Raw genomic sequence first — 24,302 nt, 5'->3', positions numbered from 1 at the left:
ACCCAACTGTCAACTCCTTTCCTGATTTTTTTAAAAAAAATTCGCCCCATAAAGGGGCGAGGTTTTAATTACGTACCTCTAGGAGTCCAAGATCTCCGTCTTCGCGCTTGTAGAGTACGTTTGTTGTATGATCTTTCGCATCTACATAGATGAAGAAATCATGTCCGAGCAATTCCAATTGAAGTTTTGCTTCTTCCAAATCCATTGGTTTAGCATCAACTTGTTTTGTTCTAACAACTTTTACGTCCTCAACAGCTGCTTGCTCTTCTAATTCTTCTGTAAAGATTTGACTAGTTGCAACTTTTTGACGATTTTTCTTTTCAATCTTTGTTTTATTGCGACGAATTTGGCGCTCAATTTTATCAACTACTAAATCAATTGAACCGTACATATCTTGTGAAATATCTTCTGCACGGAGAGTAATTGAGCCAAGTGGAATAGTAACCTCTACTTTTGAAGTCTTCTCACGGTAGACTTTCAAATTCACCTTAGCGCTCAGTTCTTGCTCTTCATTGAAGTACTTTTCAATTTTTGCTACTTTTTCTTCTACATAGTGACGGAGTGCATCTGTCACTTCAAGGTTTTCACCACGAATACTGAATTTAATCATATGAGTACCTCTTTCTCGGCTTTCGCCTTTCTTCTCTTTTATTATAACATCTTTTGATAAAAATGCAAGCGTTTTCTTATCTTGCCAATGAAAATGTTTTGATTTCTTTCTTTCCAGCTTTCAAAATTGCTTGTTTGGCTAGTTCTAAAGTAGCACCTGTAGTATAGATATCATCTATTAATAATATCTTACTTGGTATAGTTATGTTCTCTAGTAGATAGAATGTCTGTTTGGCTAACAATCTTTCTTGACGTGTTTTTTCAGACTGTTTTGGCGAGTCTACTTTCCCCAATAATTCTGCATAAGCACAGCCGGCTGCTTCTAGCAGACCCGTCACTTGATCAAAACCACGCTCCTCTTCACGCTCTTTACTGACTGGGATTGGAACTAGGGTGTAGCCCTTGTAATTCATTAATGCTTGTCGTAATTCTGTGGCAAACGCATGTCGCAAAAGATAATCACCTTCAAATTTGTAGCGACTAAAATAAGACTTCATCGCGTCCTTGTATTGAAAAAGGCTACAATGTCGGATGATCACTCCTTTTTCCTCCCATTTTTTACAATCTGGGCAAACTTCCTGTGAGTCAGCTTTATAACATCTTGTACAATGTTGAGCTGGTATCCGCTTAAAGGACATCATGCAGTCTGGACAGACCTGTTCTTTCCTCATTTGAATAAAAAAGAGTTCCGAAAATGTTTGGCGTGCTGAATGTGTTTCTCCGCACAACATGCATTTCATGAATAGCCAGCCTCCTTATTCATTATCTTGATTTCCTTAATCGCCTTTTCAATGGCTTGATTTGTTTCTTCTATAAAAAATAATAATTGACCTGTTGGGCGCTCTAAACTACGACCAACTCGACCAGATATCTGTATGAGTGATGAAGAATTATAGAGTCTATGGTTTGCTTGTAGTACAAAGACATCCACACACGGAAATGTCACTCCTCTTTCTAAAATTGTAGTTGAAATGAGAATACTGAGTTCTCCATTGCGAAATTGTTGAACGATGTCTAGGCGATTTTCCGTTTGACTAGAAACAAAGCCTATCTTTTCTTCGGGAAACAATTGGCTTATTATAGAAGAAAGTTCTCGTCCTTTGGATATTTCCGGTGCAAATATTAGCAAAGGAAATCCCGTTTGTCGTTGCTGAGCCATCATTTTCTTGATAAGTCGGGGAATTTTTTTCTGAGCCAAATGGTGTTCAAATTTCTTAATCCAGATTTTTTTCGGTACAATTAAGGGATTCCCATGAAATCTTCTAGGTAGACTGAGACGTTCCAGTTGTTTGCTTTTCACTTTTTTATCCAATTCATCTGTTGATGTTGCTGTCAAAAAGATTTGGAGTCCCGTTTCTTTGGTAGCATTGTCAACAGCTTGGTAGAGCATCGGATTGTCTACATATGGAAAAGCATCTACTTCATCAATCATAACCAAATCAAATGCTTGGTAAAACTTGAGTAGTTGGTGGGTGGTCGCAATCACCAGAGGTGTACGGAAATAGGGTTGAGATTCTCCGTGTAGCAATGCTATTGGACAAGAAAAATCTTTTTCCAATCGCTTATACAGTTCAATACAGACATCAATTCTCGGACTAGCTAAACAGACACTTCCGCCACCATCAATGACTTGTGCTACAACTTGATAGACCATCTCGGTCTTTCCGGCTCCTGTCACTGCATGCACAAGAGTAGCTTGCTTACGGGATACATTTTTACACAATTTTTGCGAAATTTCTGCCTGCCAGTCCGTAAGTTGGCCTTTCCATAATAGGGATTGTTGCCGAGGAAAATCTTCTTGCGGAAAATAATAGAGAGACTCATCGTTGCGCACTCTACCAAGTAAAATACACTCTCTACAGTAGTAAGCTCCGTTTGGTAACTGGCATTCTGGGCGATAAGGACTTGCACAGCGACTACACTTGTTAGAATTTGCTAGTAATTCTTGGGCCTGCTCGCGTTCTTCTTCTGTCAACTGATATTTGGTAAACAAACGTCCTAAGTAATCTTGATGTATCTGCATACTTCTTTATTCGTAATTTTTTCCTAAACTTGCTAAGTTTTGAAAAAATGTGTACAATTTTGATATGAAAGAATACAAGACAATTAAAGAAGATGGTGTCATTGAGATTGATATAAAAAAATCACAATTTATCTGCCATCTAAAACGAGTAAAGACAGAAGATGAAGCTCGTACATTTATCAACGGGCTAAAAAAAGAACATTACAAAGCTAACCATAACTGCTCTGCCTTTATCCTTGGCGAAAACGCTGAAATCAAGCGGTCATCCGATGACGGTGAACCTTCTGGAACAGCTGGCGTTCCTATATTAACTGTTCTAGAAAACCACCAATTGACGGACATTGTCGCGGTTGTTACACGCTATTTTGGTGGAATAAAACTAGGAGCTGGAGGCTTAATCCGAGCTTACGCTGGTGCTGTCGCCGAAGCAGTTAAGGAAATTGGTTGCGTTCAAGTCAAGGAACAGCAAGGAATCTCTGTCGGTTTGAGCTATGCTCAGTATCAAGATTTTGCTAAATGGTGTTCTGAAAGAAGCTTGCTTGAATACGATACTCAGTTTTTAGAGAATGTAACAACTACCCTCTATGTCGACAAGGAAATCGTCCAAGAGACTATGGATAGTTTAGTTGAATATTACCATGGGAAAGTTTCTCTTGAAAAAATAGGCACGAGGATTGTGGAAGTTCCTATAAATTAAGAAAGGCTATCGTTTTGATAGCTTTTTTATATTTTACAAAAAGATGGGCTAAGGGTATACTGAACCTACAAGAAAGTGGAGGACAATTATGGCTATTTATCAACATATTACAGAATTAATCGGCAAAACTCCGATTGTGAAATTAAACAACATCGTTCCTGAAGATGCTGCAGAAGTTTATGTCAAACTTGAAGCCTTTAACCCTGGTTCATCCGTTAAGGACCGTATCGCTCTGAACATGATTGAAGATGCGGAAAAACGTGGCATCATCAAACCTGGAGATACTATCGTGGAGCCAACTTCTGGAAATACAGGAATTGGCTTGGCTTGGGTTGGAGCTGCTAAAGGTTATAAAGTCGTCATCGTCATGCCTGAAACCATGAGCATTGAACGTCGTAAAATTGTTCAAGCCTACGGTGCTGAATTGGTCTTGACACCTGGCTCTGATGGAATCAAAGGTTCTATTGAAAAAGCTAAAGAAATCGCTAAAGAACGTGGTGCTTGGGTACCATTGCAATTTGAAAATCCTGCCAATCCTGAAATTCATGAATTAACAACAGGAGCTGAAATTCTGGAAGACTTTGGTCCAACGGGCTTAGATGCTTTTGTAGCCGGTATTGGAACTGGCGGTACTGTTACTGGTGTTTCTCGCGCACTCAAAAAAGCAAATCCAAATATTCAAATTTACGGTTTGGAAGCGGATGAGTCTGCTGTCTTATCAGGAGATAAACCTGGTCCACACAAAATCCAAGGTATTTCAACTGGTTTTATTCCAGGGGCTTTGGACACAACTTCCTATGATCATGTGCTTCGTGTAAAATCTGACGATGCACTGGCATTTGGTCGTACTTTGGGAGGACAAGAGGGATTCTTAATTGGTATTTCTGCCTCTGCAGCCATCTTTGCTGCCATTGAAGTTGCTAAAAAGCTCGGAAAAGGAAAGAAAGTCTTGGCTTTAGCCGCAGACAATGGCGAACGCTATCTCTCAACTGCACTCTATAACTTTGAAGACTAAAATTACAGTAGAAAAAAAGACAAACGCTTCAAAATAGAGCATTTGTCTTCAAACTGAAGTGAAATTTTAAGATTTCGCTTCTTTTTCTTTGGTCAACATTTCTTTCGCGTCTTTTATCCATGTTGGAAGGGCATTTTTCAAGGGTTCAAAACCAAATTTGTTTCGATCATTAGTAAAACGATGACGACGTGGAAATTTCTGCTTCTCCTCTTCTAAGGTCCGAAGAGATAGACTTGATTTACCAGAAAATTCATCATAGTCTACCACCTGAACGAGGACGTTTTGACCGATTTTTAGGTGGTCGTGAATGTTATCAACAAAACCTGTCTTAATTTCAGAAATATGAATCAGTCCTGTCGTCCCATCTTCTAGTTCGACAAAGGCTCCGTAAGGTTGAACCCCTGTAATCTTTCCTTGGATCTTATCTCCAATTTTCATCCTAGTCCTCAATCGTTACGCCAAGGATGACCACATCTTCTACAGGTTTGTCCTGTGCACCTGTTTCTACGGCTGCGATTTCATCCAAGACTTTGAACGAATCTTGGTCTACCAAGTGGCCAAAAACAGTATGGCGTTGGTCCAGATGTGGTGTTCCACCATTTTCTGCGTAGACTGCTGCAATTTCAGCAGGCCAGCCACCGCGTTCTAATTCTTTCGCAGAATAAGGGAAGTTGGTATTCTGAACGATGAAGAATTGACTTCCATTGGTATTTGGACCTGCATTAGCCATTGAAAGCGCTCCGCGGATGTTAAAAACTTCCATAGAAAATTCATCTTCAAATGAGTCTCCATAGATGGATTGTCCACCCATACCTGTACCAGTTGGATCACCACCTTGAATCATGAAATCTTTGATAATACGATGGAAAATGACACCATCATAGTAACCGTCTTTTGAAAGAGCAACAAAGTTAGCAACTGTTTTTGGAGCTTGCTCTGGGAAGAGTTTAATTTTAAGGTCACCGTGGTTAGTTTGAATTGTTGCGATTGGACCTGCTGCATTTGCAAGAGCAAGTTGTGGGTAATTTCTAATTGTTTCTACCATTCCTAATTTCTCCAAGGCATCATAAATGCCGTCTTCTTCTAAATTTTTTGTAATATAATCTGCTTTTGCTGCTAGATCAGGGTGAGATTGCCCCATAGCAATACTGATACCTGCATATTCAAAGAGTTCAATATCATTGAGCCCATCCCCAAATACCATGACATTCTCTGGTTTCAGTCCTAGTTTTTCTACTAGCATAGAAACACCAGCCGCTTTCGAGGCATCCTTTAGAATGATGTCTGATGAGCGTGCCTCCCAACGCACACTTTTCAAATCTTGTGTGAGATGTTCAGGCAATTCTGCCTCTACTCCTTTAGGTTCAAAGGTCCACATCTGATAGATATCTCTATTTTTATAAAAATCTGGTTCGACCGCTAGATTGTCATAAACGACATCAATGGTTTCTTCTACAGCATCGTTACGATCGGATACTGCCGCTCCTTCTGCGCCCATAAATCCGTAAGCGATACCTGCTTCCTCTGCCCAATCTATATAGTTTTCTACCAAGTCAGGTGAAATCGGCTTGTTATGAAGGATATTCCCTTTTTTATCTTCTACCAAACTACCGTTTATCATGGCAAAATAATCTGGTTTGAGTGCAGCCAATTCTGGAACAACTCCATATTTGGCACGACCGGAAGCCAAACCTGTTTCAATGCCTCTTTTACGTAACGATTGAAAAACATGGGGAATGGTTGCAGGAATGTAACCTGTATTTTTCACACGCAAGGTATCATCGATATCAAAAATGACTAGTTTGATTTTTTTAGCGCGGTATTTTAACTTAGCGTCCATGAATCTCCTTCCTCATACTTACTTTCAATAGTATACCACTATTCCTTTTCTTGCGCTACCAGTCCATGTTGAAAGGCATAAACAACAGCTTGGGTACGGTCGCTCACTTCCAATTTTGATAAAATATTGGACACATGAGTCTTGACTGTTTTGAGGGAAATAAAGGATTCATCTGCTATACGTTGATTGTCATAACCCTTGGCTAACAGCGTTAAAATTTCTCGTTCACGAGCAGTTAAATCATCATGTAAATCTGGGTGGTTACGATGGTGTTCTACCTTCTTTTCTATTTCTGTTTCGATGGCTAATTCACCGCGAGCTACCTTACGAATGGCTTGTAGAATTTCGTCCGCACTAGAAGTTTTGAGCATATAGCCTTTAGCGCCTGCATTGAGAACAGGATAAATTTTTTCATTATCCAAGTAAGAAGTCAAAATGACGATCTTAGCCTCAGACCATTTTTCCAAAATCGCTAAGGTTGCTTCTACGCCTGTCATATTTGGCATCACCAAGTCCATCACGATAACATCTGGTTTTTCAGCCAGAGCCTTTTCTAAGCCTTCTTGACCGTCATCTGCTTCTGCAACAACCTCCACATCTGGCTGTAAATTCAAAAAACTTTTCAATCCTAAACGGACCATTTCATGGTCGTCCACTAGGAGGACACGAATCTTACTCATCTTCTTTTCCTTTCAAGAGTGGAATACGAATATCAATAGCCACACCTTTTTGTGGGGCGGTACGGATTTTCACTGTACCAGCCATATCCTCCACTCGATCTTGAATATTTTGTAGGCCATAGCTCATATCTTTTTCATCAGACTGCTCAAAACCAACCCCGTCATCCGTCATTTTAAGCTGAACTTCTGTCTCATGCTGGACCAGATAAACATCTAAATGTTTTGCTTTGGCATGACGCAAGGTATTACTAATAATTTCTTGACCAATCCGAAACAAGTGTTCTTCTATGAGTTTTGGAATTTCTTCTATTTCATGGTAAAAATTGACTTCGATAGCACTCTTGTCACTGACTTCCTTAAGAATGACTTCAAAGCCTTCCACCAGATTCTTATCTGCTAACTCACTTGGACGTAAATGCAAAAGTAGGATCCGCAAATCTTTCTGAGCCGACTCAATCAGATCCTTGACCGTTAGCAACTGCTGAGCCACTGTTTCCGTCGGAAGTTGGGCGACATTACTAGACAAGCCCGATAAAATCATACTGGTCGCAAATAATTCTTGACTGACTGTATCATGCAAGTCACGGGCAATCCGCTTGCGTTCACTCTCTACGATTTCCTCTCGCTTCACCAAATCTTGGTTATCGATTAACTGGACCTGCTTGGTGAGATTCCGTACCTTATCTGATAAATCAAGCAAAAGTTGATCTTCTTCTGAAGCCGTACGAATGCTTTTATTTTGCAAGATTGAGCGTAATTTTTGACGCATCAATTGAGTCGCCGTAATAGCTGATGATTGCACTAATATAAATAAGAAAAACGCCAATACAAAGACAAGCAATAGAAGTGTGAAAACCAACTGTTCCGTAGATATCCATAGCGAGATATCCCACACAGATAGATTCAGCAGGGGAAAAATGGCTGCCAGCACCACCAAGATAATCAGGGCTGCATACCAGATCAGCAATAAAAATGTCCGTCTTGTCATACGCGAACCACCTCCACATCCCCGAAGAGGCTGTTATTAACGATTTTGACTCGCTTATGAGATTCCTTATAGTGAGGACTGGAAATAGCTAGGCTTTCATTTCGCAAATCCCACTCAGAAAGACCCAAAAAACGTACCTGTCCATACAGGCTCGTTGCCGAAAGACTGACTTCCACATCGATAGGAATCACAATCTTGGTCCGCCCGAATACCTTTCGAACCATGACAATATTATCTCGTCCTACCAAAACAGTCTCATCCAAATCCACAACATCATTACCAAAAAGTCGAATGATATTGATATCTTCAAAACCATACTGGTCCTTAGCGTGTTCTTGATTGCCCAGCCATTTGTTTTTCCTGCGGTCAACGGACAAGGTTTCATCATCCATAATAATATAGGTATACTGATTGCGCTTTTCGTAACGGGCAAAGAAATTGACCACGACATACAACAAGGCAATCAAGACACCAACAATGAAAAATGGATTGAGCACGAAGACCAAAAATATCAAAATATTGGCACTAGTCACTAGCATACTATTGACCTTACGACTGGTGAAATACCAAACGAGCAATAACAAAGCAGCCAACAAGAGTAAGACACGAGCCGTGTCGCTAGCTAGTATGTCAAACAAAGCCAGCGTAAAAATAAAAGCTTCAACCAATAAGAAAAATTGTACTTTTTTCATGAAAATTCCTCACCCTTTTATTGTAACAAATTTTAGAAAGAAAGAGCAGTTTCCTCTCACTTTTGTAGGGCTAAGTGGAACCATTTCTCACTTCTGGCTAGAAACTACTACAAACAGGGATAGGAAAGAACCTAAAACATGGTCTTAGGTTCTCTCTTCATTATTCATTTGATGCAGGGGTAGTTGTAGCTGATGAGGAGGTGTTATCTGTAGTAGTGGATGTATTTGCTACTGACACATAAAGCGTTACTGTCCCATCAATGACGGAACCAGCCGATGGATACTGACTAATAACCATATCAGAGACTGTAGCAGAAACAGTAGAATCTGCTTGTTTTTCAATCGAAGAAACTGATACGCCTAAAGCCTGCAATTGACGGCGCGCTTCTGCATAGCTAACTTGCATATTACCAAAGTCTGGCATCAGGATAGAAGTGCCTTTAGAGAGAACTAGGTTGACCGTTGTCCCCTTAGCAAGAGCAGTTTGGGCTACTGGGTCTGTGCGAATGACCAGTCCAGTTGCAACCTTATCGCTATTTTCTTCCGTCACAGTCCCCAGCTTGAATCCTGCCGCTTCCAAAGCTTGTTTTGCTGCAGACTGGCTAACACCTGCCACATCGGGTACTGTCACACTTTCAACGCCTGAAGAAACTACAAGATTCACTTTACTTCCTTTAGATTTTGAAGTATTGGCTTTAGGGTCTGTACTAATTACATTTCCTTCAGGGACAGAATCACTATTTTTATAAGTAACATTCCCGATTTCAAAGCCAAGCTCCTGCAATGTTGATTTGGCTGTTTCCAAGTCATTACCTGATACATCTGGTACAGTAACAGCTTCTTCAACAGCTATAAATAAGTCAACTGCACTTCCTTCACGACGAGAGGTATTGGCTGCCGGGTCTGTACGAATGACCAGTCCTGCTTCTACTTCTGAGGAAGCTTCTTCTTTTACTTGACCGACTTTCAGGCCTGCTGTTTCAATCTTGTCAACGGCTTGATCACGGGTCAAACCAGCTACATCTGGAACCTTGATGGTTGCCGGAGTACTCAACAATATGGTAACAAAAGCTGCTGCTAATAGGAAACTCGCTCCAATAAGCACCTTATAACGAGTCCGCATTCGGCGCTTGATTTTTGCTGGCTTGGTATCAGGAGTTGATTTTTGCTGTGTAGACTTGGCTTGTGAATTTGCCTTAGCTGGTTTTACTTCTGTGGTTGATTGACTTAATTTTGGTAAGGTTTTTGTGTCAACCTTGTTATCAGACAACTCGACCTTCTTCTCGTTTTTACGGCTACTTGATAAAGATGATGCCAAATCTGCATACATTTCTGCAACGGTTTTATAGCGGTCTGTCAACTTTTTAGCCGTTGCTTTTAGAACCACATTTTCTAAAGCCTGTGGCACTTGTGCATTGCTGGCACGAACAGAAGGAAGTGGTTTTTGAAAATGCTGAAGAGCAATGGTTACCGCGCTGTCTCCGTCGTAAGGAATCCGACCTGTCAACATTTCAAAAAGAATAATCCCCATAGCATAGATGTCACTCTGAACAGTCGCCTTAGAACCACGCGCTTGTTCTGGGGACAAATAATGAACCGAGCCCAACATCGAATTTGTTTGTGTCAGACTTGTTTCTGCAAAGGCCACTGCAATACCGAAGTCGGTTACCTTAGCCGTTCCGTCTTTCGTTAAGAGAACATTTTGCGGTTTTAAATCACGGTGAACAATTCCTCGTGTATGGGCCATACGCATAGCTAGAAGAATTTGTCCCATGATACGTACAGCATCGTCATTGGATAGAGGAGCATTTTCCTTAATGTAACGCTTCAGGTCTAAGCCGTCAACATACTCCATAGCCAAGTATTGTTGCCCATCTTCCTCACCAATATCAGAGATACGAACAATATTTGGATGATCCAAGTCTGCCATAGCACGTGCTTCACGCTGAAACCGTTGGACGGCTATCTGATCCGTCTGATAATTGGTCCGAAGGACTTTAACCGCCACTTCTTCACCATCTAAAATCAGATCCCTAGCCAGATAGACATCCGCCATGCCACCACGGCCGATTTGACGAACGACACGATAGCGACCAGCAAATATCTTTCCAATTTGAATCATGGATTAGGCCTCCTCCGTCAGATGAAGAAGAGCGACGGTGATATTATCTGTTCCTCCTGCATTATTTGCAAAGCGAATAAGACTTTCAGCCTTGTTAGCAAGCGGTACATCACTCACCAAAATATCTCGAATATCACCAGTTGAAATCATATTGGTCAATCCATCACTATTCACTAGAACGTAGTCACCAATTTCCAATTTCTTAATAGCAATATCTGGTTCAACAGGTTCTTGCTGACCAATGGATTGCGTAATAATATTTTTCTGTGGGTGACGACTCGCTTCTTCTTCTGTCAATTGACCTGCACGAACCAAGGCGCCGACTAAAGAATGATCACTTGTTAATTGGATATATTCTTCATCTCGAACAATCCCGATACGTGAATCCCCAATATGCGCATAAATCATTTGTTGATCAATAACAACAACTGCTTCAAGCGTAGTTCCCATTCCCTTGTAATCATCTGTCTGACCAAGTTCATAGATTTTTTGGTTTTCTTTTTCGAGTACGTCTACAAACCACTCCCGAACATCGTTTAGAGTAGTTAGTTGGGCATCTACCCAAGCCGCACCAAGATCAGTCGCTGTCATTTCACTAGCAATATGACCTGCACGATGTCCTCCCATTCCGTCCGCAAGGACAATCAAATCAATCCCTGCGCGGTTCGTATAACGATTGACGTAGTCTTGGTTGTTGGATCTTTTTTGACCAACATCTGTTAATAAAGCATATTCCATACTGTATATCGGCTGAAAATCAGCCACCTCCTCTAAATTTAGGATATTCTTCGTACTTGACTGATGAAAAATCCATCTGTCTGATACTGTTCTGGTGTAATCAAGATGCACCCATCTACTAAAATATCTGAAGAAGGATGCTGTAAGACAACCTGCTCAAAATTTGGGTGTCTTCGCAAAAATTCTTGGACGACTTCTTGATTTTCTTTTTGGATAATGGTGCAAGTACTGTAGGTTATTATACCACCTTTTTTGACGCTTTGGCAAACGCTGTCCAGTATCTCCAGCTGAGTCTCCTGTAAACTTGCAAAATCAGCCGCTTCTTTATTGTACTTGATGTCCGGCTTACGTCTGATAAGCCCAATCCCTGAACACGGCGCATCTACCAAAATCTTATCAAAGGCATTTTCTCCAAAAAATTGTGCAACCTGTCTAGCATCCAATTTTTGGGTAACAACCTTATCTGCCACATTCAAACGCTCTGCATTTTCCGCAATGAGTGTCAACTTGTGGTCGTAAAGGTCCAGCGCTGTCACCTGACCGCTTGTCAGATAAGAAGCTATGTGCATGGTCTTCCCACCAGGAGCTGCGCAGGCATCTAAAACTTGCTCATCTCCTTTTAAGTCTAAAGTTGGAGCTACCAACTGACTGGTTTCGTCTTGAATAGTGATGTCACCCTTGGCGAAGGCTACACTTCCTGCAAAATGACCGCTAGACTTGACCAAACCAACTGGTGACAGTTGTGAAGCTTCTGCTTCCAGTTCCTCTCTCAAGTCATCAAATTTGTCTGTATCTGTCACACGAACGCTGGCTTTATTTCTTTCAAACAGACTCGCCAGGATTTTTTCCGCCCGTTCTTCTCCATACTCTTCTAGTAAGGTTTTAACCAACCAAACTGGCACTGAGTACTGAATGGATAAGCGCTTGTTTTTACGCTTGATAGAGGCAATACTCGGCAAATCCGCAGTCAATAGTTTTCGTAACAGCGCATTGACAAACTTGTCTGCTCCTTTTTTCCGCTTAGCTAGGTTGACTGCCTCATTCACCGAGGCATGGGCTGGAATTTTATCCAAATAGAGAATCTGATAAAGACTAAGCATGAGAAGGTAGTAGACCCAGCTATCTATCTTGTCTCTGTCTTCTATGTAATGCGATAAATACCACTCCAAGGTCATTTTACGCGCTACTGTTCCATAAACAATCTCTGTTGCTAGCGCCTTATCTTGACTGGTCAGGCCTGTCTTATCCAACTCCTGCTTCAGAGCAATATTAGAATAGGCTCCTTCATCAAAAATTTGGGTTAAGACTGTCAGTGCCAGACTACGTGCCGTTTGCTGTTTCTTACTCACCGAATTGTTCTCCTACTTGTAGGTCACGACCAGCACCGTTCAAGAAATCTGCCACAGACATTTTTGGCTTCCCTGCTGGCTGAATAGTTTTAAGGGAGACTGCACCATCGCTCGTCGCCACTACCAATTCTTTCTTGTTGCGTACTAGGACTTGTCCTGGTTGACCAGTACCTTCCACCTCTGCTACTTCGTAAACCTTGAAACGCTCTCCCTTCCAGAGAGTGTGAGCAACTGGCCACGGATACATGCCACGAACTTGGTTGAAAATTTGACGGGCTGACTTATTCCAATCCAAACGTTCTTCTTCTGGTTGGATATTTGGCGAGAATGTCACTTGCTCTGGGTCTTGTGGGACTGGCTTCAATTGACCAGATAAGTAATCCGGCAATTTTTCCAAGAGCAAATCACGACCAACGATTGCCAATTTTTCAAACAGAGTTCCCACATTATCAGTCGCTTCAATGACAATACTGTTGCTCGCAATCATGTCCCCTGCATCCATTTCTTTGACCATTTCCATGAGGGTCACCCCCGCACGTTCATCTCCATTGATCAAAGCATAATGAATAGGTGCTCCACCGCGGTATTTAGGTAGAAGTGAGGCATGGACATTGACTGCAAAATTGACTGAATCTAATAATTTGGTCGGTAAGAATTGCCCGAAAGCAGCGGTGACAATCCCGTCTGCACCTAAGTTCATCAAATCTATCATTTCCTGACTACCTGACATTTTTTCTGGTTGCAAAACAGGCAAGCCATGTGCAAGCGCTACTTCCTTGACAGGGGTCATCTGGATAACTTTTTTACGACCAACAGCTCTGTCAGGCTGCGTCACAACCGCCAGCACCTCATAGCGCTGATCCGTTAAAATCCCTTCTAAAACAGTCGCCGCGAATGCTGGCGTCCCCATAAAAATTACCTTGGTCATGCAATCCCTCACTTTATTATTATCTGTTCATTATACCATTTTTCAGCTTATATTTCTCTTAAGAAGATTAAGGTAAAAGCCTGGGAAAAGAATTCACAGGCTTATTTTACAAATCGAAAGCTATCTCGCTGGCAAGTTCGTTCAAGTCAACTACCGAACTAATTCGCTTCTCTTCTAAAAAAGGAGACAAATCTTTGTTCAACCACCAAGAGCGCAAGGACTCTTCTCCATATTCTGCGGCTTGTGGCTTAGTCTGGTGTTGCGCCAGCGTTTCTTCAAAAGAAAGGTCAAAATAATAGGCTATCAAATCTTCTTTATACAATTCCCGCGCTTGTTGAAAGAGCGGTGCGTACCAGTCACTTCGCAAAATCCCCTCCACAATGACCAGGTCAAACTGCTCGTGTCCCAAAACCAAGAATTCCTGCAAAATAGGTAAGGCTAATGTCTCTGGACCATCTTTACATCCTAACATTTCACGACGAACCACATCTTGTGAAATGAGAAAACTTTGACAAGCTACCTGTTCACAAATCAACTTGGCTAAAGTCGTTTTCCCACTGGCTGAGTTCCCTCTGATAAAAATACATTTTTTCATAGCAGCTCCTGTTCCAAAACAATGATAGCACCTTGTTTCGTCTCAACCTGGACACCTGTTTTCTCAAAACCACACTTATTCCAAAAAGCCTGACTCTGCAGATTGCCTTTCATATAGCCTAATCGAACACGACCAAAACCTTGTCTTGAGAGAGATTGTAAGACTACTTGAATGCTCATACTCCCTTTCCCTTGCTGAGAATACTGCGCAGCAACCATGAAGAAACCGATAAAAAATGTATCCTCCTTTGGATAACTTGCAATCAAATCCATGATTGCTGCCAAATGTGTTCCTTGAAAGAAACCAATATAATACTTATCTTCCTGATCTTTCCTATCTGGTAGGGCATGCATATCCTCCAAAATGCTCTCCAAAATTGGAGAAGGTGGACAAAATTGGAAATACGATGGATTCCCTTTTTCAAGTTCTAAAATTTGAGGAATATCTTCCTCACACAAGTCCCTTACCAAATACTGACTAGAAAATTGACTAACATCTAATTTCATACTCACTTCCAAACGTTACATCAAATTCTGGGGTTCATTGTCAATGATTAAGCGTAAATCTTTCTGATTCGGCAACTGACTCCAATCCAATATCTGGTTGAGGACCTTCTCCAAATTTTCCTCCTTGCGGTACTTAAGCAAAATCTGATAATGATAGAGCTGGTGGGTTCGGGCAATAGGCTTAGGCGTTGGACCCAAAATCCCAATCGTTTCCGACAAGTGCTGGCGCAAGAGAGCGACGATTTCATAGGATTTTTTGACCACTTCTTCTTCAGATTTATGAGATAAGGTCAACCCAATTGTAAAATAGTAAGGCGGGTAACCTAGTCCACGTCGAATCGTCATCTCGTAAGCATAGAAACCTTCATAATCTTGATTTTTAGCAAAGGCAATGGCATAGTGATTTGGATTGTAGGTCTGAATGACCACTTCTCCCTCCTTATCCGCTCGACCTGCTCGACCTGCCACTTGAGTTAGCAGTTGAAAAGTCCTCTCTGACGAACGAAAATCTGGTAAATTCAAAGCCGTGTCTGCATTGAGTACACCAACAAGGGTCACATTGGGAAAATCCAATCCCTTGGCAATCATCTGGGTCCCGAGCAAAATGTCTGCTTCCTGTGCTTCAAATTTCTTAAGAAGAGCTTCGTGAGCACCTTTTTTCCGTGTCGTATCCACATCCATTCGTAGGATTTTTGCATCAGGTAAGAGCTCCTGTAATTCATCCAAAGCCTTTTGCGTTCCCGTTCCATAATAACGAATGGAACGACTAGCACAGGACGGACAGGCATTGGGAATCTCCTTTTGAAATCCGCAGTAATGACAATTCATCGTTTTGGTATCCATGTGCAGGGTCAGCGAAATGTCACAATTTGGACATTGGTCAACCGCCCCACAATCCCGACACATGACAAAAGAAGAGTAGCCACGACGATTGAGCATGAGAACAACCTGTTCTTTCTTAGCCAGTCGATCTTTGATTTTCTCCAGTAAGAGCGGTGTGAAATTCCCTGCCTCTTGCTGACCGATAAAATCTCGAAAATCAATGACTTCAATAGTCGGCAAACTAGCCTTAGGATTTGCTCGCTGCGTCAAGGTCAAGAAACCATAGACTCCCCTGCTAGCACGCGCACGACTTTCTAGACTAGGGGTGGCTGACCCCAAAACCAAGACCGCATTATTATAATCCGCTCGAAGTTGGGCCACATCACGCGCGTGGTAACGCGGATTGCTATCTTGCTTATAGGTCGCTTCGTGTTCCTCATCAATGATGATGGCACCGATATTTTTTAAGGGAGCAAAAACTGCCGAGCGAGCTCCTACAACAACTTGCGCCTCTCCTCGTTGGATTTTCCGCCATTCATCATACTTTTCTCCGTCTGACAAGCCAGAATGTAAAATGGCTACCTGCTGGCCGAAACGTGCAATAAAGCGATTGGTCATCTGAGGAGTCAGTGAAATCTCAGGCACCAGCATAATGGCTGTTTTTCCTTGCTGTAAAACTTGGTCAATGACTTGCAGATAAACCTCTGTCTTACCACTCCCTGTCACCCCTTCCAATAGATAGGTCTGACTCTCCTGTCCAACTTGAGATAGAATCTCCTTGACCGCAATCGTCTGTTCGGGATTGAGTTGGAGTGCTTGACTAGACTGAATACCTGCAAAATAATCTTCTGTTCGGCTAACTTCCTTCTCCCAAACTTCTATCAAAGCATTTTCAAGGAAAAACTTGATCACATCTGACGAAAAATCCTTCCGAAGCTCTGCCAAGGGATATTCCCCAGTTTGTTTCAGCAGGACCTCCCGCAATTCTAGACGTTTCTTAGCACGATTTCCAACATCAAAGCGACTCAACAGGGCCTGATTGACTCGATACCATTTTTCTGTCTTGATTTGCTGTTTATCTTTGGCAACATACTCAACTGAAATTTTTCCTGCTTGAGCTAGGCGCATGACTTTTGCCTGAATTGTGGGATCCAAATTTGAAAAGTGAATCTGATTCTTCCCTTGAAACAAGTCTTCTTGCTCTATAGGAGACAAGCCCTGCCCCACTGTCAAAATCTTATCGTAGGAAGAATTGAGTAGGTTGGGCAGCATAGCCTTCAAAATCGAAATCTTGTAGGAAAAGACCGTTTTTCGCATCTGATCCGCCAACCACAACTGCTCGGTATTCAAGACTGGCGTAAAATCCAAAACTTCTGCAATCGACTTCAAGGCTGCCCCGTCATTTTCTTCCGAAAAACCAACTACTATCCCTTGGATCAAGCGGTTTCCTTTCCCAAAGGGAACATGAACCCGCATGCCGACTTGCAGCATTTGGGCAAATACGTCCGGAATTTCATAAGAATAAGGCTGGTCCGTCTGCATGAGAGGGACATCAACGATAACCTGAGCTAACATACTTCTCCTTTCTCTCTTTTTTAGAAAAGAAACCCAGCTGGATCACCAACTGAGTTTTTCTGTCCTTAAATTTTTTCGCCGTCTTCTTTTTCTTTGGCGATTTGCGCTTTAATTTTGCGCTCTTCCTCTTCCAAACGGAGACGCTCTGCTTCTGCTTGACGACGCATTGCTTCTCGTTTTTCTTCTGGATTTGGATGAATAATTACATTGCCTGATTCGATTTCTTCCAAGGCACGAAGTGTCGATTTTACAGATGTAAATTCTTGCGTTGCTCTTGCACCTGCTTCTAATTCATGAGCACGTTTTGCTTCTAAAATAACCAAAGAATACTTTGATGGCACCTTATCTAGCAAGGTATCAATCGAAGGTTTCAACATCATAATATTGTTCTCTTTTCTAAATAGTTTAACGAGCGTTTAATTGCTCATTCATCATTTCATCATAGCGACCAATCACACGGTCCACTCGAAAATGCTCTGCTTCAATAATCTGCTTAACACGCTCCGCAGCAAGTGGTACTTGATCATTCACGACTGCATAATCGTACTCACGCATGAGGGCGATTTCTTCACGCGCACGCTCAATTCGTTTTGCAATCACTTCTTGACTATCTGTTCCACGACCTACCAAGCGGTCTTTTAATTCATCCAAATCTGGCGGTGTTAAGAAAATAAAAACACCATCTGGCACTTTTTGCTTCACTTGAAGAGCACCTTGCACTTCAATCTCCAAGAAAACGTCAATTCCACGATCCAAAGTCTCATTTACGTAAGTCAGTGGTGTACCATAATAGTTTCCAACATACTCAGCGTATTCTAGCATTTGCCCCTGACGAATCAATTCTTCAAATTCTTCGCGAGAACGGAAGAAATAATCCACACCATCTACTTCACCCGGACGTTGCGGACGTGTTGTCATTGAAACAGAATACTCAAACTTGTGATCTGGCGTTGAAAAAATTTCTTTACGAACAGTGCCCTTTCCGACACCGGACGGTCCTGAAAATACAATTAGTAACCCACGCTCTGTCATGACATCTCCTTTTAAATCTTTCATTCTAGTCTAGCAAAAATGCACTGATATTTCAAGCGTTCATCATTATTTTTTTCATTTAACAAAGTATTGTAAACTCAGATGTTTCAAAGTGTTTTCATTGTTTTTTCATCACTGAAAAAATTGACAGAAAAAAATTGTAGCATCCACTACAATTTTCTACTTTATGATAATTTAGTAATGTTGACTGCTTGCAGGCCACGTTGACCTTCTTCAACATCAAATTCAACCTTTTGTCCGTCTTCTAAAGTTTTGAAGCCGTCGCTCTTGATTGCTGAGAAATGAGCAAAAACATCTTGCCCTTCAGTTGTTGAAATAAAGCCGAAGCCTTTTTCTGCGTTAAACCATTTTACAGTTCCTTGTGCCATTTTGAGATACCTCTTTTTATTATTTTGTAAAAACTTTGAAGAGGTACAAACAAGTGAAACTAATAAATAACTCAAAAAACTTATTACACTCACTACTCTAACAGGATATCTACAATAAGTCAACCTTTTACCCTCAATAAATGAAATAACTGACTACAAATGAAAAGAAACACTGAATATTCAGCATTTCTCTCATTATTATTTGGCAATATCTGTTGCTCGTGTCTCACGAATAACCGTAATTTTGATATTTCCTGGATAATCCAAGTTATTTTCAATTTTTTCACGGACATCATGCGCAAGAATCGTTACCTTATCATCACTAATCTTATTAGGATGAACAATGATACGGACCTCACGACCCGCTTGGATAGCATAGGCTTGCTTGATACCGTCAAAGCTGTTAGCGATTTCTTCCAAGTCTTGTAGACGCTTAATGTAAGCCTCCATAGACTCACGACGTGATCCCGGACGAGCTGCACTAAGGGCATCTGCTGCTGCAACGATAACGGCAATCGTGCTCTCTGCTTCTACATCTCCATGGTGACTGGCAATAGTATTGACCACAACAGGATTTTCCTTGTATTTTTTAGCCAATTCGGTTCCAATTTCCACATGGCTTCCATCCACTTCACGGTCAATCGCTTTACCAACATCATGAAGGAAGCCTGCACGACGAGCAAGATTGACATTTTCACCCAATTCAGCAGCCAATACTCCTGAAAGTTTGGCAACTTCAATAGAGTGACGGAGGACATTTTGTCCGTAAGAAGTACGGAAATGCAAGCGTCCCATAATCTTAATCAAGTCTGGATGTAAGTTTGGTGCACCAATTTCATAGGCAGCTGCTTCACCGTACTCGCGAATACGATTGTCCATTTCTACGCGGTGTTTTTCAACCAACTCTTCAATACGAGCAGGATGGATACGACCATCTTGCAAGAGAGCTTCCATTGTCATGCGGGCAATTTCGCGACGAATCGGATCAAAACCGGACAAGATAACTGTTTCTGGCGTATCATCAATGATCACGTCAATTCCTGTCAAACTTTCAAAGGTACGGATGTTACGACCCTCACGACCAATAATACGTCCCTTCATCTGATCATCTGGCAAGTGAACAGAGGTAATGGTCTGTTCTGCCACATATTCACCAGAAATTCGTTGCATAGCTTGAGCCAAGAGCTCTTTAGCAGTCTTGTCTGAACGCTCTTTGATTTCACGTTCAGCTTCTTTGATACGAGTTGCAATTTCGTGAGTTAATTTATCCCGTGTCTCCACTAAGATAATATCGCGTGCCTCGTCTTGGTTCAATGACGCTACTTTTTCCAACTCTTGAGCTTTTTGCTCTTCTAACTTGGCAACCTGTTCCTCGCGCTCATCGATGTGCTTAGTGCGATCTGTCAGACTTTGTTCTTTTTTCTCCAAAGCCTTTTCTTTTGTGGTTAAATTATCATCTTTGCGGTCCAAGTTTGTCGCACGTTCCGCCAAACGAATTTCCGTTTGCTTCAACTCTTGGCGCTCAGATTTGAATTCTTCCACGATTTCTTCACGATATTTACGTGCTTCTTCCTTTGCTTCTAAAAGCATTTCTTTTTTCAAAGATTGGCGATCACGCTCAGCAGTTTTTACAATACTCTCTGCTTCTTGCTCCGCTTTTCCTCTGATATTACTTGCTTCTTGTTCAGCATTTAAAAGTGTCAATTCTGCTGTTTCTTTAGCAGATTTCATTTTTAGGGAAACCGTGATATATCCGATCACTAAACCGATGAGAACAGCAACAAGTCCCAAAGCAAGGGTTACTATGTTCATGTTCCACCTCAATTTTTTATTGGCTTTTTTACAAAAAGTCCTTTTTCATTCTATCATATTTTAAACGATTTCACAAATGGAAATTGCCATTTCCCAGTGGAAAAGAGAGAGCGATTTCAAAAAACTTATGGTATAATCAAAATATACTATAGGAGGAAACTATGACTAAAGAAGTTATTGTAGAAAGTTTTGAACTAGATCATACGATTGTAAAAGCACCTTATATCCGCTTGATTTCTGAAGAAGTTGGCCCTAAAGGGGATGTTATCACTAACTTTGATATTCGCTTGGTGCAACCTAACGAAAATTCTATGGATACAGCGGGTCTCCATACTATTGAACACCTTTTGGCTAAACTAATCCGCCAGCGAATTGACGGTATGATTGACTGTTCTCCATTTGGTTGTCGCACAGGCTTCCATATGATTATGTGGGGCAAGCAGGATCCAACTGAGATTGCAAAAGTTATCAAATCCAGTTTTGAAGCCATTGCCAACGCTGTAACATGGGAAGATGTTCCTGGCACAACGATTGAGTCTTGCGGTAATTACAAGGACCACAGCCTGCACTCTGCACGCGAATGGGCGAAACTCATCCTGTCTCAAGGTATTTCTGACAATGCCTTTGAGCGCCATATTGTGTAAATGAGTCTAAAAATAGTCATTGCGATTTTCTAAACACTCGACTAAACGCTGGGGGAGTCTAATTCTGCATCTTAGCACTGCGTTCAACTATTTTATGTTCTATATACAAAAACCTGGAGTACCTCACTGTACTCCAGGTTTTTTAGTCTAATAATCCAAAGCGTCAGCATATCCAGATCCGTTTCCGACAAAGTATCCTGTTTTCGCATTGATAGAGAAGAGATAGGTACCATCTGGTTTGTAGAGGTTGTAGTAACCTTTTCCGTTGATAATATTGACTTTTTCAAGAATATATTGGTTTCCTGAAACATAGCCACGCGCTTGCGAAGTGGCAATAATTTTCTCCAGAACACCTTCGTTAAAATTCCAAGCATCATTAGTTGGATCGTTATTGATTTTATCCCAATCATATGGTACACGGCTCAAATCACGTTGCAATGTCACTCCTGCTGGAATAGCAATACCGTAGAGCGGATTGTCACCTGCAATAACTGCTGAACTAGACGCTTGTTGCGGCTGTGGAGCAACCGTTTCAGGTGTGGCTGCCGGCGTTTCTACAGGACCAGTTGCAGTCGAACCTGCTGCCTGATTGCTAGTAGCAACTGTCGCATTAGCTTGCTGTGAACGACCAAAGTTTACAGCTGAAGCAATAGCTGCATCTACGCTTTCCATACCCGTCGCAGAGGCGGTTAAGTTTTGTCCTTCTTTGACAATGGCACTGGTGTCCACTTGACCATCTTGAAGGACTGCCTTGTCAAATTGGCCATTGAGTGTTTGGACAGCTTTAATGGCTTTTTCCAAATTACTGTATTTTGTTTTTGCGTCCGCATAAGCACTTGACTTACTATCAATCTTGTCCAACAAGATTTTCAATTCCGCCAACTTCCCGAATTGGCTATTTTTTAAATTCTTCATGCTTGCATCAGTGAAGAAGGTTTTGTAAAGTGTTTCAAAATCTGCTACCGCTGTATTTGTCGAGTTTGAGCTGGTCGTACTTGATTGGCTAGTTGCACTTGACGCTGAGCTACTTGTTTTACTTGATTTATCGTCCCCATTCATCCAGACAAAGGCTGAGGCTAAAACTCCGACAAAGAGGGTAACCAAGGCTGCCCATATCCAGATTTTTTTCTTAGAATCTGAATGACTTACCTCTTCCTCTGGCTCATCCTGTACCACTTCCCACTCATCATCTACTGCTGAAGTTTGAGTTGGTGCAATCGCAGAAATGGGATTGACGACTGGAACTTCGTCTACTTCTAGCTCCAATTCGACTTTTTCTACCACTTCTGCTGGAACCTCTTCTTTATCAGCTTGAACCTTATGAATACCCAACTCCTCAATTTTGTCATCTACTAGCAGGTCTTCTTCCTTGATAACTGGCATGTGGATCTTCGTCTCAAACTTGTCCGCTTCAATGGCTTCTCGGTGTTTTTTGATGTAGCGGTCTAAGACACTATCTGTCTCTGAAATCCCAGCTTCTAAATCCTCTTGACGTCGTGCGGCTTCTCCGACCGTCATTTTTTTGGCTTTTTCAAAATCCAATACTTCTTCGTCTTTTTCTGCCACGACACTGCCTCCTATTCTTTTTCGGCTTGAACCCGCTTCACCCGTTGACCAAAATACTGATAAAGGTCAACTTTCAAGGTTCCGTTGTACAATTTTCTCTTCTTGTCTGCCAAGTTGCCATAACGTTGCTCAAACAATTCATCACTTGTCAAAATAAACTTAGACCATGTTTTTAATGGAGCAAAGGTTTGTCCCATATCTCGGTACAAGCTAACAATCGCTTCATCATCCAAAAGTCGTTCCCCGTAAGGTGGATTGGAGATGATAACTCCGTTAATTTTATCCGTATGTAAATCCTGCAGGCGCATTTGCTTGAAGATGATATCATCTTCTACACCGGCTGCAAAGGCATTTTTCTTAGCAATTTCCACCATGCGGGCATCAATATCTGAACCGGCGATATCCAGCTGCAAATCCGATTTAATGGCAGCTTGTGCTTCTTTGCGTTTTTGCTCCATCAGAGCCTTATCCATCCAATTCCATTCTTCAAAAGCAAAAGAACGTTTGAGACCTGGCGCAATATTGCGTGCCAGCATAGCGGCTTCAATACAGAAAGTTCCCGAACCACATGTCGGATCAATCAATGGCTTGTCTGGATACCAGTTGGATAACTGGAGAAGGGCTGCTGCCATATTTTCCTTGATAGGGGCACCGCCTTTTTCGACACGGTAACCACGCTTAAAGAGACTAGAACCTGTTGTATCAATGAGAACCGTTGCCACATCCTTCAAAATAGACACTTCTATCTTGAACTCTGCTCCCACTTCTTGTAAAGGAACACCTTCTGGACGTGAGAAATGTTTTTGTAATTTCTTGACTACAGCTTTTTTAGAAATAGCCTGCACAGACGGTTCATTGTGGAGTTTTGACTTAACACATTTGGCTTTTGAAATGGGGAATTTACAGCCCAATGGCAGGTAATTTTCCCAATCCAAGCCAAAAACACCTTGAAAGAGTTCCTCAAAAGTGCGCACTGGAAACTGTCCCACCACAATCTTAATGCGATCTGCCGAACGCAACCAGAGATTGGTTTCCATGATTGCCCCTTGGTCTCCTGTAAAGCGAACACGACCGTTTTCCACTTGGCATTCATAGCCCAAATCACGCAGTTCACGCCCTACAACCGCTTCAAGTCCTGCCGCTGCTGTCGCGATTAGTTGATATTGTTTTTTCATATGTCCTCTATTTCAAAAGGGAGGGCTACCCGCCGATTTCTATCAAATCAAACACTGTCAGCCACTCCCTGATACATTCCTCTAAAATCAGAAAGTCTAGGTACTTTCGTCCTAGACTATACCTATTATGCAATTTTCTATAAGCCATGTTTTGTTCCAGTGGTACTAGGCACTACCACCTTCGATAATCATCTGTCTACTGTTTCCAGTCAGGAAATCCGTTCTTTATTTTTCCGTTTTTCCCATGCCCCTACCAAAGTTTGGGTTGCTAGCTTGAGGGGTTTACCGCGTTCCACTTCTCAGGTTTCCCTGAAAACTCCGTCACTGTGGCACTTTCAGACCTATTCAAACGTATCCGAAGACTTAGCCCTTTCGGTCGCCGTAACGCCCGAAGACGTCCCTAGGCTTATGCATTCGCCTAGCACAAACACTACCGGCATCACAGCCAGTGCTAGCATGGACTTTCCTCATGGTAGTCAACTACCACGCGATTATCCAAAAATTG

The 24,302-nt window shown here is 41.8% G+C and carries 24 protein-coding genes and 1 other RNA gene; 3 read left to right on the top strand and 22 right to left on the bottom strand.

Annotated elements, in window-relative coordinates:
- Positions 1-64 precede the first annotated feature (64 nt).
- From hpf to ACHUFA_RS08420, 3 genes are all read right to left on the bottom strand, one after another.
- Positions 65-610, bottom strand: coding sequence for a ribosome hibernation-promoting factor, HPF/YfiA family (gene hpf, locus ACHUFA_RS08430; RefSeq protein ID WP_222349685.1), 546 nt, complete (start codon positions 608-610; stop codon positions 65-67).
- 76 nt (positions 611-686) lie between these two features.
- Positions 687-1,349, bottom strand: coding sequence for a ComF family protein (locus tag ACHUFA_RS08425; protein WP_222349683.1), 663 nt, complete (start codon positions 1,347-1,349; stop codon positions 687-689).
- Positions 1,346-2,632 carry an ATP-dependent helicase ComFA gene (locus tag ACHUFA_RS08420; RefSeq protein WP_222349680.1) on the bottom strand — a complete coding sequence of 429 codons (1,287 nt, stop codon included), beginning with the start codon at positions 2,630-2,632 and terminating at the stop codon, positions 1,346-1,348. Before ACHUFA_RS08420 ends, ACHUFA_RS08425 begins: the two co-directional genes overlap by 4 nt.
- Positions 2,633-2,696: 64 nt before the next feature.
- Between ACHUFA_RS08420 and ACHUFA_RS08415 the strand changes: the two genes are divergently transcribed.
- Positions 2,697-3,329 carry a YigZ family protein gene (locus ACHUFA_RS08415; protein ID WP_394405532.1) on the top strand — a complete coding sequence of 211 codons (633 nt, stop codon included), beginning with the start codon at positions 2,697-2,699 and terminating at the stop codon, positions 3,327-3,329.
- Between the two features lie 88 nt (positions 3,330-3,417).
- Positions 3,418-4,344, top strand: coding sequence for a cysteine synthase A (cysK, locus tag ACHUFA_RS08410; protein ID WP_394405530.1), 927 nt, complete (start codon positions 3,418-3,420; stop codon positions 4,342-4,344).
- A gap of 66 nt (positions 4,345-4,410) precedes the next feature.
- Here cysK and ACHUFA_RS08405 read toward each other — a convergent pair whose 3' ends face one another.
- The 16 genes from ACHUFA_RS08405 to ACHUFA_RS08330 form a co-directional block, all read right to left on the bottom strand.
- On the bottom strand, positions 4,411-4,782 hold the full coding sequence (locus ACHUFA_RS08405; protein ID WP_222349677.1) for a S1 RNA-binding domain-containing protein: 372 nt from the start codon (positions 4,780-4,782) through the stop codon (positions 4,411-4,413).
- Between the two features lies 1 nt (position 4,783).
- Positions 4,784-6,184 (bottom strand): Cof-type HAD-IIB family hydrolase, encoded by a 1,401-nt coding sequence (locus ACHUFA_RS08400; protein WP_222349674.1) that lies wholly within the window; start codon positions 6,182-6,184, stop codon positions 4,784-4,786.
- A gap of 38 nt (positions 6,185-6,222) precedes the next feature.
- Positions 6,223-6,864 carry a response regulator transcription factor gene (locus tag ACHUFA_RS08395; protein ID WP_394405528.1) on the bottom strand — a complete coding sequence of 214 codons (642 nt, stop codon included), beginning with the start codon at positions 6,862-6,864 and terminating at the stop codon, positions 6,223-6,225.
- Positions 6,857-7,852, bottom strand: coding sequence for an envelope stress sensor histidine kinase LiaS (locus ACHUFA_RS08390; RefSeq protein ID WP_394405526.1), 996 nt, complete (start codon positions 7,850-7,852; stop codon positions 6,857-6,859). The genes ACHUFA_RS08395 and ACHUFA_RS08390 overlap by 8 nt, the downstream gene beginning before the upstream one ends.
- Positions 7,849-8,544 carry a cell wall-active antibiotics response protein LiaF gene (liaF, locus tag ACHUFA_RS08385; RefSeq protein ID WP_222349667.1) on the bottom strand — a complete coding sequence of 232 codons (696 nt, stop codon included), beginning with the start codon at positions 8,542-8,544 and terminating at the stop codon, positions 7,849-7,851. Before liaF ends, ACHUFA_RS08390 begins: the two co-directional genes overlap by 4 nt.
- Before the next feature lie 160 nt (positions 8,545-8,704).
- The gene (gene pknB / locus ACHUFA_RS08380) at positions 8,705-10,666 is read right to left on the bottom strand and encodes a Stk1 family PASTA domain-containing Ser/Thr kinase (RefSeq protein WP_222349664.1); all 1,962 of its coding nucleotides are present in this window, start codon (positions 10,664-10,666) and stop codon (positions 8,705-8,707) included.
- Between the two features lie 3 nt (positions 10,667-10,669).
- Positions 10,670-11,404, bottom strand: a complete 735-nt coding sequence (locus ACHUFA_RS08375) for a Stp1/IreP family PP2C-type Ser/Thr phosphatase (protein ID WP_222349661.1) — start codon at positions 11,402-11,404, stop codon at positions 10,670-10,672.
- Between the two features lie 38 nt (positions 11,405-11,442).
- Positions 11,443-12,753, bottom strand: a complete 1,311-nt coding sequence (rsmB, locus tag ACHUFA_RS08370) for a 16S rRNA (cytosine(967)-C(5))-methyltransferase RsmB (protein WP_394405523.1) — start codon at positions 12,751-12,753, stop codon at positions 11,443-11,445.
- Positions 12,746-13,681: a methionyl-tRNA formyltransferase gene (gene fmt, locus ACHUFA_RS08365; protein WP_222349658.1), complete on the bottom strand. Its 936-nt coding sequence runs from the start codon at positions 13,679-13,681 to the stop codon at positions 12,746-12,748. Before fmt ends, rsmB begins: the two co-directional genes overlap by 8 nt.
- Before the next feature lie 106 nt (positions 13,682-13,787).
- The gene (locus tag ACHUFA_RS08360; protein ID WP_394405521.1) at positions 13,788-14,276 is read right to left on the bottom strand and encodes an AAA family ATPase; all 489 of its coding nucleotides are present in this window, start codon (positions 14,274-14,276) and stop codon (positions 13,788-13,790) included.
- On the bottom strand, positions 14,273-14,782 hold the full coding sequence (locus ACHUFA_RS08355; RefSeq protein WP_394405519.1) for a GNAT family N-acetyltransferase: 510 nt from the start codon (positions 14,780-14,782) through the stop codon (positions 14,273-14,275). Before ACHUFA_RS08355 ends, ACHUFA_RS08360 begins: the two co-directional genes overlap by 4 nt.
- A gap of 15 nt (positions 14,783-14,797) precedes the next feature.
- A complete protein-coding gene (locus ACHUFA_RS08350; protein ID WP_394405517.1) occupies positions 14,798-17,179 on the bottom strand; it encodes a primosomal protein N' in 2,382 nt (793 codons plus the stop codon).
- Positions 17,180-17,244: 65 nt separating this feature from the next.
- Positions 17,245-17,559 (bottom strand): DNA-directed RNA polymerase subunit omega, encoded by a 315-nt coding sequence (gene rpoZ, locus ACHUFA_RS08345; RefSeq protein WP_222349652.1) that lies wholly within the window; start codon positions 17,557-17,559, stop codon positions 17,245-17,247.
- Positions 17,560-17,584: 25 nt separating this feature from the next.
- Positions 17,585-18,211: a guanylate kinase gene (gmk, locus tag ACHUFA_RS08340; RefSeq protein ID WP_222349650.1), complete on the bottom strand. Its 627-nt coding sequence runs from the start codon at positions 18,209-18,211 to the stop codon at positions 17,585-17,587.
- A gap of 185 nt (positions 18,212-18,396) precedes the next feature.
- The gene (locus ACHUFA_RS08335; RefSeq protein ID WP_222349648.1) at positions 18,397-18,600 is read right to left on the bottom strand and encodes a cold-shock protein; all 204 of its coding nucleotides are present in this window, start codon (positions 18,598-18,600) and stop codon (positions 18,397-18,399) included.
- A 198-nt stretch (positions 18,601-18,798) separates the two neighbouring features.
- Positions 18,799-20,412, bottom strand: coding sequence for a ribonuclease Y (locus ACHUFA_RS08330; RefSeq protein WP_394405515.1), 1,614 nt, complete (start codon positions 20,410-20,412; stop codon positions 18,799-18,801).
- Positions 20,413-20,573: 161 nt separating this feature from the next.
- Here ACHUFA_RS08330 and ACHUFA_RS08325 point away from each other — a divergent pair, with 161 nt between their 5' ends.
- The gene (locus ACHUFA_RS08325; protein WP_394405513.1) at positions 20,574-21,056 is read left to right on the top strand and encodes an S-ribosylhomocysteine lyase; all 483 of its coding nucleotides are present in this window, start codon (positions 20,574-20,576) and stop codon (positions 21,054-21,056) included.
- A gap of 147 nt (positions 21,057-21,203) precedes the next feature.
- Here ACHUFA_RS08325 and ACHUFA_RS08320 read toward each other — a convergent pair whose 3' ends face one another.
- The 3 genes from ACHUFA_RS08320 to rnpB all read right to left on the bottom strand — a co-directional run bounded on the left by ACHUFA_RS08320 (position 21,204) and on the right by rnpB (position 24,300).
- On the bottom strand, positions 21,204-22,622 hold the full coding sequence (locus tag ACHUFA_RS08320) for a cell division site-positioning protein MapZ family protein (protein WP_394405511.1): 1,419 nt from the start codon (positions 22,620-22,622) through the stop codon (positions 21,204-21,206).
- A gap of 11 nt (positions 22,623-22,633) precedes the next feature.
- Positions 22,634-23,797, bottom strand: a complete 1,164-nt coding sequence (locus ACHUFA_RS08315; RefSeq protein WP_222349644.1) for a THUMP domain-containing class I SAM-dependent RNA methyltransferase — start codon at positions 23,795-23,797, stop codon at positions 22,634-22,636.
- Between the two features lie 135 nt (positions 23,798-23,932).
- An RNA gene (gene rnpB / locus ACHUFA_RS08310) (RNase P RNA component class B) lies at positions 23,933-24,300 on the bottom strand.
- Positions 24,301-24,302: the final 2 nt, after the last annotated feature.

The organism is Streptococcus hepaticus, from assembly GCF_043656315.1.
In the GTDB taxonomy this organism is placed as follows: Bacteria; Bacillota; Bacilli; order Lactobacillales; family Streptococcaceae; genus Streptococcus; species Streptococcus hepaticus.
The sequence above is the reverse complement of the archived record's forward strand: the minus strand, read 5'-3'. Positions and strand labels throughout refer to the sequence as shown.

What these genes read in the sequence shown, in the direction of transcription:
- ACHUFA_RS08405 (WP_222349677.1), bottom strand. Translation starts at nt 4,782, where the DNA reads ATGAAAATTGGAGATAAGATCCAAGGAAAGATTACAGGGGTTCAACCT.
- cysK (WP_394405530.1), top strand. Translation starts at nt 3,418, where the DNA reads ATGGCTATTTATCAACATATTACAGAATTAATCGGCAAAACTCCGATT.
- ACHUFA_RS08355 (WP_394405519.1), bottom strand. Translation starts at nt 14,782, where the DNA reads ATGAAATTAGATGTTAGTCAATTTTCTAGTCAGTATTTGGTAAGGGAC.
- ACHUFA_RS08390 (WP_394405526.1), bottom strand. Translation starts at nt 7,852, where the DNA reads ATGACAAGACGGACATTTTTATTGCTGATCTGGTATGCAGCCCTGATT.
- ACHUFA_RS08350 (WP_394405517.1), bottom strand. Translation starts at nt 17,179, where the DNA reads ATGTTAGCTCAGGTTATCGTTGATGTCCCTCTCATGCAGACGGACCAG.
- gmk (WP_222349650.1), bottom strand. Translation starts at nt 18,211, where the DNA reads ATGACAGAGCGTGGGTTACTAATTGTATTTTCAGGACCGTCCGGTGTC.
- ACHUFA_RS08360 (WP_394405521.1), bottom strand. Translation starts at nt 14,276, where the DNA reads ATGAAAAAATGTATTTTTATCAGAGGGAACTCAGCCAGTGGGAAAACG.
- ACHUFA_RS08395 (WP_394405528.1), bottom strand. Translation starts at nt 6,864, where the DNA reads ATGAGTAAGATTCGTGTCCTCCTAGTGGACGACCATGAAATGGTCCGT.
- ACHUFA_RS08325 (WP_394405513.1), top strand. Translation starts at nt 20,574, where the DNA reads ATGACTAAAGAAGTTATTGTAGAAAGTTTTGAACTAGATCATACGATT.
- ACHUFA_RS08330 (WP_394405515.1), bottom strand. Translation starts at nt 20,412, where the DNA reads ATGAACATAGTAACCCTTGCTTTGGGACTTGTTGCTGTTCTCATCGGT.
- hpf (WP_222349685.1), bottom strand. Translation starts at nt 610, where the DNA reads ATGATTAAATTCAGTATTCGTGGTGAAAACCTTGAAGTGACAGATGCA.
- rpoZ (WP_222349652.1), bottom strand. Translation starts at nt 17,559, where the DNA reads ATGATGTTGAAACCTTCGATTGATACCTTGCTAGATAAGGTGCCATCA.
- ACHUFA_RS08420 (WP_222349680.1), bottom strand. Translation starts at nt 2,632, where the DNA reads ATGCAGATACATCAAGATTACTTAGGACGTTTGTTTACCAAATATCAG.
- liaF (WP_222349667.1), bottom strand. Translation starts at nt 8,544, where the DNA reads ATGAAAAAAGTACAATTTTTCTTATTGGTTGAAGCTTTTATTTTTACG.
- ACHUFA_RS08315 (WP_222349644.1), bottom strand. Translation starts at nt 23,797, where the DNA reads ATGAAAAAACAATATCAACTAATCGCGACAGCAGCGGCAGGACTTGAA.
- ACHUFA_RS08425 (WP_222349683.1), bottom strand. Translation starts at nt 1,349, where the DNA reads ATGAAATGCATGTTGTGCGGAGAAACACATTCAGCACGCCAAACATTT.
- fmt (WP_222349658.1), bottom strand. Translation starts at nt 13,681, where the DNA reads ATGACCAAGGTAATTTTTATGGGGACGCCAGCATTCGCGGCGACTGTT.
- ACHUFA_RS08415 (WP_394405532.1), top strand. Translation starts at nt 2,697, where the DNA reads ATGAAAGAATACAAGACAATTAAAGAAGATGGTGTCATTGAGATTGAT.
- ACHUFA_RS08400 (WP_222349674.1), bottom strand. Translation starts at nt 6,184, where the DNA reads ATGGACGCTAAGTTAAAATACCGCGCTAAAAAAATCAAACTAGTCATT.
- ACHUFA_RS08335 (WP_222349648.1), bottom strand. Translation starts at nt 18,600, where the DNA reads ATGGCACAAGGAACTGTAAAATGGTTTAACGCAGAAAAAGGCTTCGGC.
- ACHUFA_RS08375 (WP_222349661.1), bottom strand. Translation starts at nt 11,404, where the DNA reads ATGGAATATGCTTTATTAACAGATGTTGGTCAAAAAAGATCCAACAAC.
- pknB (WP_222349664.1), bottom strand. Translation starts at nt 10,666, where the DNA reads ATGATTCAAATTGGAAAGATATTTGCTGGTCGCTATCGTGTCGTTCGT.